The sequence below is a fragment of the Kitasatospora sp. NPDC057518 genome, assembly GCF_042802075.1.
Classification (GTDB): domain Bacteria; phylum Actinomycetota; class Actinomycetes; order Streptomycetales; family Streptomycetaceae; genus Kitasatospora.
Map to the genome: position 1 here is coordinate 1 of NZ_JBHVEU010000432.1, position 7,624 is coordinate 7,624.

A 7,624-nucleotide genomic window follows, 5' to 3' on the forward strand; every position below is an offset into this window, starting at 1 on the left:
GCGGCCCAAGGGCGACACCGCCCGGATCAGCGAGACCGCCAAGGGCGAGCAGCTCAACGGGGACTCCGTCGCGCTCGGACTGAGCGAGGACGGCCGCTCCGCGCTCTTCACCTCGACCGCGACCAACCTGCTGCCGGAACCCGGCACCCCGAACTCCGACGAGGTCTACGTCCGCGACCTGCGCAACGGGCACGTCGAGAAGGTCAGCGTCGCCGACGACGGCTCCCGGCTGAACGCCCCCACCAGCGAGGCCTCGATCAGCGCCGACGGCCGGTACGTGGCCTTCAGCACCAGCGCCACCAACGTGGTGCCGGGCCAGGTGGTGCGCAGCAGCGACGTCTTCGTCCGCGACCGCTGGACCGGGCACACCGAGCCGGTCGGCCCGGGCGGCTCCCCCGACGGCGCGTTCTCCGCCGAGCCCTCGCTGAGCCGGGACGGCCGCTACATCGCCTACACCTCCAACCGCACCGACCTCGCCCCGGGCTCGAATCCGCGCTACTTCAGCGTCCTCGTCACCGACCGCTGGACCGGCACCACCCGGGTGGTCACCACCGGCGCGGACGGTGAGGCCCCCAACAACTCCTCCTACGGTGTGACGATCAGCGCGGACGGCTCCACCGTCGGCTTCAGCTCCCGGGCCGGCAACCTGCTCCCGCAGGACCCGGCCGCCACCGAACCGGGCGCCGGCCCCGACGGCACCGACGCCGGTGCGCCCGGACTGGCCAAGCCCCGCTTCTACCCCTACTTCGTCTGGAAGGCCGACACCGGCAAGGTCTCCGGCGCCAGCGTGGACGACCAGGGCTACCTGCGCGGCACCAGCATCGGCCCCCGGCTCAGCCCGGACGGCCGCTACGCCCTCTTCGGCCTGCCGGTCCACATCGGCCGGCCCGGTTCCTACCGCTACCGGATGGACCTGTACGCCCGGGAGCTGGCCACCGGCAAGCTGACCTGGCTCAACGCCTTCCTGCCCGGCACCACGACCACCGAGGGCGCCCACTACCCCGCCATGACCTTCGACGGCCGCTGGGTCTACTTCGACTCCAGCGCCGACAACCTCGTCCCCGGCGACACCAACGGCGTCAGCGACATCTTCCGCCGCGACCTGAGGACCGGGGCGATCGAACGGGTCAGCCTCACCCGGGACGGCGGGCAGAGCACCACCGGCTCCACGGCCCCGTTCGTCGACTTCGCCGGCGACACGGTGCTCTTCACCGCCGGTGACGGCAACCTGGTGCCGGGCGACACCAACGGCGCCGCGGACGTCTTCCTGCGCCGCCCTTGATGGCCTGATTCCCTTGCGGCATACGTCTGTTGACGTATTTTCAGCCGAGATCACCCGAGGACGTTGACCCCCCTGCCCTCCCGACGGTTGGCTCTGCGAAAGCCCGCCGTCGGGAGGGAGCCCGGCCGGGCGATCAGAGGGGGGAAGACCTCATGTCCCGTACCACCCGGACGACCCGCAACCGGTGGCTGGCCGGTGGCGGCGGCATCCTGGCCGCGGCCGCCGTGCTCGCCGTCACCGCCGCCCCGGCCCAGGCCGCCCCACTACCGCGCGGCACCACCCAGGTCAGCGTCGGGCCGAACGGCGCGGCGCCCGACAACCTGTCGACCACCCAGGGCATCAGCGCCAACGGCCGCTACGCCCTGTTCACCTCCCGGGCCACGAACCTGCTGCCCAACCCCCCGGTGGGCTGGAGCAACGCCTATGTGAAGGACCTGCGCACCGGCCGCCTCGAACAGGTCAACCTGTCCGACGCGGGCGGGGCGCTGAGCGGCTCGACCGACCAGGCCGGGATCAGCGCCGACGGCCGCTACGTCGTCTTCGACAGCGAGGACGAGAACGTGGCGCCCGGCGCGCAGGTCAAGAACCGCACCGAGGTGTACATCAGGGACCGCAGGACCGGCCGCACCGAGCTGGTCAGCGACAGCCCCACCAACACCGACGCCGACCAGTACCACGGCTCGTACAACGCGCAGGTCAGCGGCAACGGCCGGTACGTGGTCTTCGTGTCCTCCCGGAAGGACCTGGACCCGACCGTCGTGGAGCCGGAGCCGGAGCCCGACTCCGGCACCGCCCCCTCGCTCGCCAGGCCCTACACCTGGAAGATCAACGTCTACCTCACCGACCGCTGGACCCACACCACCCGGCTGGTCACCCGCGACGTGCACGGCAAGCCGGGCGAGAGCACCTCCTTCCGGCCGACGATCAGCGCGGACGGCCGCACCATCGGCTTCGGCTCCATCTCCAACCTGCTGCCGGACGAGCAGGCGCCCGGACTCGCCGCCGCGACCACCGCCTCGGCCGCCGCTCCCGCCGACGTGGACCTCACCCCGAGCGCCGCCGAGGCCGCACGCCAGAACGTCCCGCAGAACGCGGCGCAGCCGACCCTGGCCCGTCCGAACGCCGCTCCCTACTACACCTACGACGTACGGTCCGGGAAGATCACGGCGGTGAGCGCGGGCCTCGACGGCCAGATCGGCAGCGCCAGCTTCGAGGCGACGATCAGCCCCGACGGACGGCACGCGGTCTACACCCTGGCCGAGCCCGGCGGCTCGACCGGCGGCCACCGCTCCCACACCGTGCTCTACGTCCGGGACCTCAAGACGGGCACCGTGACGAAGGTCAGCGGCGGCCTGCCGGGCACCAGCTCGGTCGGCTCCTCCGACCACGGCTCGATCACCGCCGACAACCGCTGGATCTACTTCGAGTCCGCCGCCGACAACCTGGTGCCGGGCCCGCAGCACCCGGGCTGGGACGTCTACCGCCAGGACCTGCGCACCGGCCGCACCGAGCGGGTCTCCACCGCGCCGGACGGCTCGTTCGGCAACGGCTCGTCGCGGGACCCGGTCGTGGCCGCCTCGGGCCGGACCGTGCTGTTCGACTCGACCAGCGGCAACCTGGTCGCCGGCGCCGACGGCCCGGCGGCGGAGGAGAACACCCAGGTGTTCGCCAAGCCCGCGGGCCGCCACCAGGGCCTCGACGCCGCCCAGGACGACGACGGCCAGGGCGACGACCAGGGTGACGGTCAGGGCGAGGGCTGGGACGACTGACCGGCCGCTGCCCGGGAACCGCGACGGGGGCGGGACGTCGGCCGGGCCGGCGTCCCGCCCCCGCAGCGGGAGGGTGGGGCAGGTGGTCTCTGGTCCGTACGGCACGGGGCGGATCGATTCGCCTGCGCCGCACGGCGGTTGGTGAGCCCGTGGGCCGGTCCGATTCCGAGCGGTCCGGCCCACGGGCGGCCTGGGTGGAGGTCAGTCCTCCAGGGCGGCGCGCGCGTCCACGAAGGCCGCGACGGCGCGCTCGACGTCCTCGGTGGAGTGCGCCGCGGACAGCTGCACCCGGATCCGGGCCTGGCCGTGCGGCACCACCGGGAAGGAGAAGCCGATCACGTACACGCCGCGCTCCAGCAGCAGCTCGGCGAGCCGGCCCGCCTTGGCCGCGTCGCCGATCATCACCGGGGCGATCGGGTGGTCGCCGGGCAGGATCTCGAACCCGGCCTCGGTCATCTTCGCCCGGAACAGCGCGGTGTTGGCCGCCAGCCGCTCGCGCAGCTCGGTGGACTTCTCGACCAGGTCGAGCACCTTGAGCGAGGCGGCCGCGATCACCGGGGCCAGCGAGTTGGAGAACAGGTACGGGCGGGAGCGCTGGCGCAGCAGGGCGACGATCTCCCGGCGGGCGGCGACGTAGCCGCCGGAGGCGCCGCCGAGCGCCTTGCCGAGGGTGCCGGTGATGATGTCCACGCGGTCCGTCACGCCGTGCAGCTCGGGGGTGCCGCGGCCGTTCGGGCCGACGAAGCCGACGGCGTGCGAGTCGTCCACCATGACCATGGCGTCGTAGCGGTCGGCCAGGTCGCAGATCTCGCGCAGCGGGGCGACGTAGCCGTCCATCGAGAACACGCCGTCGGTGACGATCAGGCGGCGGCGCGCGTCCTGGGTGTCCTGGAGCTGCTTCTCCAGGTCGGCCAGGTCGCGGTTGGCGTAGCGGTGGCGGCGGGCCTTGCTGAGCCGGATGCCGTCGATGATGCTGGCGTGGTTCAGCGCGTCGGAGATGACGGCGTCCCGGTCGTCCAGCAGGGTCTCGAAGACACCGCCGTTGGCGTCGAAGCAGGAGGAGTAGAGGATCGTGTCCTCCTGGCCGAGGAACGCCGAGAGGCGGTCCTCCAGCTCCTTGTGGACGTCCTGGGTGCCGCAGATGAAGCGGACCGAGGCCATCCCGTAGCCCCAGCGGTCCAGGGCGTCCTTGGCGGCGGAGAGCACCTCGGGGTGGTCGGCCAGGCCGAGGTAGTTGTTGGCGCAGAAGTTCAGCACCTCGCCGGGCAGGCCGCCGGCGGTCACGGTGACGGCGGCGCTCTGCGGGGTGCCGATCACCCGCTCGGGCTTGAACAGCCCGGCCTCGCGGATCTCGTCCAGGGTGGCGGCGACGTCGGCACGCACGTTGTCGAACACTGCGGTCTCCTCAATCAGTTCGGCGGGGCGGTTCGGCGGGTTCGGCGGGTTCGGCGGGGGAGCTTCGGCGGGGCTGAGCCGGGCTCAGGCGGTCCAGTCGAGGATGATCTTGCCGCAGTTGCCGCTCGCGGCGTCGTCGAAGGCGGCCTCGAAGTCGGTGGCGGCGTAGCGGCCGGTGATCACCGGGGCGAGGTCCAGGCCGCCCTCCAGCAGCACGGACATCGCGTACCAGGTCTCGAACATCTCCCGGCCGTAGATGCCCTTGATGGTGATCATCGAGGTGACGATCGAGGCCCAGTCCACCGGGAACTGCTCGGCGGGCAGGCCGAGCATGGCGATCTTCCCGCCGTGGGTCATGTTGGCGATCATCGACTGCATCGCCTCGGGGCGGCCGGACATCTCCAGGCCGACGTCGAAGCCCTCGCGCAGGCCGAGCTTCTGCTGGCCCTCCTCGATGGTGTGCTGCGAGACGTCCAGCGCCAGCGTCACGCCGACCTTGCGGGCCAGGTCGAGGCGGTACGGGGAGACGTCGGTGATCATCACGTTGCGGGCGCCGGCGTGCTTGGCGACGGCGGCGGCCATGATGCCGATCGGGCCGGCGCCGGTGACCAGCACGTCCTCGCCGACCAGCGGGAAGGACAGCGCGGTGTGCACGGCGTTGCCGAACGGGTCGAAGATCGCGGCCACGTCCAGGTCGACCGGCACCCGGTGCACCCACACGTTGGAGGCGGGCAGCGCCACGTACTCGGCGAACGCGCCGTCCCGGTTCACGCCCAGGCCGACGGTGTTGCGGCACAGGTGGCGGCGGCCGGCCTGGCAGTTGCGGCACTTGCCGCAGACCAGGTGGCCCTCGCCGCTGACCAGGTCGCCGACCGCGATGTCCGTGACACCGGCACCCAGCTCGGCGACCTCGCCGACGAACTCGTGGCCGAGCACCAGCGGGGTCCTGATGGTCTGCTGCGCCCAGCCGTCCCACTTGCGGATGTGCAGGTCGGTGCCGCAGATGCCGGTCCGCAGCACCTTGATCAGCACCTCGCCGGGGCCGATCTCGGGCATGGGGACGTCCATCAGCCAGAGCCCGGGCTCGGCCTGCTGCTTGACGAGTGCCTTCACGGCGGCTCCTGACGTGCGGGTGGGACGGCCTGCGGGTACGGGGGCAGGCCGAGGAGGCCCGGTTCGGCCGCTCCTGGCGGACGCGCTCCGGGCAGGCAGAAATCTGCCTGGTCGGAGGGGGTGCGGTCCATCGAGGAATTCTTAAGGGCGGCCACAGCTGGGCTGAACGATCGTGCCCGAGCGGTGGTCGGCGGCGGGTGCGCGGGCTGGCGCGGCGTGCCGGTGCTCACCCGTCCGGCCGAGCGCGGGCCCGGCGCCGCGACCCCGCGCGGCGGCCGGCCGGCCGCCCCGCCCCGGGCCCGTACTCGACCCTCGGAGTGGACGACCACCGGCCGCCAGCCGGGCGGGGCACTCGGCTGACGGTGCTCCCGTTCGGTCCAGTCGGCCGCCGACCCGCGCGCGGCGGTACGAGGCGGGTGCTTACGGTGACGACGTTCCCCCACGGCCCCGTGGAGCAGCGCTCCGGCCCGGCCGAGCCGCGCTCCGGGGCCCTTCGCCACGGGGCCGTCCGCCCCAGAGAGGCGCCTGCGCCGATGACCGACACCCGACGGCCGCGACCGTCCGTTCCCCGCTCCGTTCGCGTCCCCCGCTCCGTCCGGGCGGCCTCCGCCGTACGGGTGGCCTCCGCCGCCCTCGCGCTGACCGGCCTGCTCGCCGTCTCCGCCTGCTCCGGGGAGTCGAAGCCCGCACGGCAGGCCGGTCCGGCGGTGACCGCCGAACCGGCCGCGCTCAGCCCGTCCGCCACGCCGGGCGGCAGCCCCTCCGGCGGGGTGGTGCCGCTCACCACGGCCGTCACGACCCAGCTGGACGACGCGATCAAGCAGGTGATGGGCCAGGTCGCCATCCCCGGGGTGATCGTCGACTACGCCACCCCCGACGGCAGTTACCAGCGCGCCTTCGGCGTCGCCGACAAGGACGCGGGGACCCCGATGACCCCCGACCTGTACATGCGGATCGGCAGCGTCACCAAGACCTTCACCACCACCGCCGTCCTGCGGCTGGTGGACCAGGGCAAGCTGGGCCTGGACGACCCGGTCTCCAAGTACGTCCCGAACGTGCCCGGCGGCGACGGCATCACCCTGCGCCAGCTCGGCGACATGCGCAGCGGCCTGTTCAACTACACCCTGGACTCCGACTTCCAGCAGGCCTTCTTCAACGACCCGAGCCGTCCCTTCACCCCGGACCAGCTGCTCGCGTACGCGTTCAAGCACCCGGCGAACTTCCAGCCGGACGCCCAGTTCGAGTACTCCAACACCAACCTGATCGTGCTCGGCCTGGTCGTCGAGAAGGTCGGCGGGCAGCCGCTCCAGGACTTCCTGAACCAGCAGGTGTTCACCCCCGCCGGGCTCACCAAGACCAGCCTGCCGACCGACGCCGCCTTCCCCGACCCGCACGCCCACGGCTACACCAACCAGACGCTCACCGGCGCGGTCGAGGACGCCACCACCTGGAACCCGTCCTGGGGCTGGGCGGCCGGCGCCGCCATCTCCACCATCGCCGACTTCCGGACCTGGTCGAAGGTGCTGGCCACCGGCGAACCGCTGCTCAAGCCCGCCACCCAGGCGGAGCGGCTGAAGACCAAGGCCACCGGACCGACCCCCGACCTCGGCTACGGCTTCGGGGTGTTCACCACCCACGGGTGGATCGGCCACAACGGCTCGCTGCCCGGGTACGAGAGCGTGGTGCTCTACCTGCCGCAGGCACAGGCCAGTCTGTCCATCATGCTCAACACCGACATCCTGCACGACGGTTCGGAGCCCTCGACGTTCGTGGCGCGGGCGATCACCCAGATCGTCTCGCCGAACAACGTCTACACGCTGCCCACCCCGCCCGCCTCGGGCTCGGGCTCGGCCTCGGCCTCCGCCTCCGCCTCCGCCTCCGCGTCTGCGTCTGCGTCTCCCACTGCCTCCCCCACCGCTTCGCCCTCGGTTTCCCCCACAGCCTCCCCGACCGCCTCCCCCACGGCCTCGCCGTCCCCGACGGCCTCGCCCACCGCGGGCGCCACCGCCACGCTGCACATCTCCTGACCCACCCGCTCGGACCGTACGGGAGGCCCGACCCGGCT

General features: G+C 72.8%; 5 protein-coding genes. 3 read left to right on the forward strand and 2 right to left on the reverse strand.

What is annotated here, in order from left to right; translation table 11 throughout:
* Both ACFU7Z_RS32155 and ACFU7Z_RS32160 read left to right on the forward strand, forming a co-directional pair.
* On the forward strand, positions 1-1,282 hold a 1,282-nt coding region (locus ACFU7Z_RS32155; protein WP_380781361.1), incomplete at its 5' end, for a hypothetical protein.
* Between the two features lie 152 nt (positions 1,283-1,434).
* Positions 1,435-3,051: a TolB family protein gene (locus ACFU7Z_RS32160; RefSeq protein WP_380781363.1), complete on the forward strand. Its 1,617-nt coding sequence runs from the start codon at positions 1,435-1,437 to the stop codon at positions 3,049-3,051.
* A 201-nt stretch (positions 3,052-3,252) separates the two neighbouring features.
* On the opposite strand, the gene ACFU7Z_RS32165 is transcribed toward ACFU7Z_RS32160, so the two are convergent.
* Positions 3,253-4,446 carry a glycine C-acetyltransferase gene (locus ACFU7Z_RS32165; protein WP_049651232.1) on the reverse strand — a complete coding sequence of 398 codons (1,194 nt, stop codon included), beginning with the start codon at positions 4,444-4,446 and terminating at the stop codon, positions 3,253-3,255.
* An 84-nt stretch (positions 4,447-4,530) separates the two neighbouring features.
* On the reverse strand, positions 4,531-5,559 hold the full coding sequence (tdh, locus tag ACFU7Z_RS32170) for an L-threonine 3-dehydrogenase (RefSeq protein WP_049651233.1): 1,029 nt from the start codon (positions 5,557-5,559) through the stop codon (positions 4,531-4,533).
* A 533-nt stretch (positions 5,560-6,092) separates the two neighbouring features.
* Between tdh and ACFU7Z_RS32175 the strand changes: the two genes are divergently transcribed.
* Positions 6,093-7,586 (forward strand): serine hydrolase domain-containing protein, encoded by a 1,494-nt coding sequence (locus ACFU7Z_RS32175; RefSeq protein WP_380781365.1) that lies wholly within the window; start codon positions 6,093-6,095, stop codon positions 7,584-7,586.
* Positions 7,587-7,624: the final 38 nt, after the last annotated feature.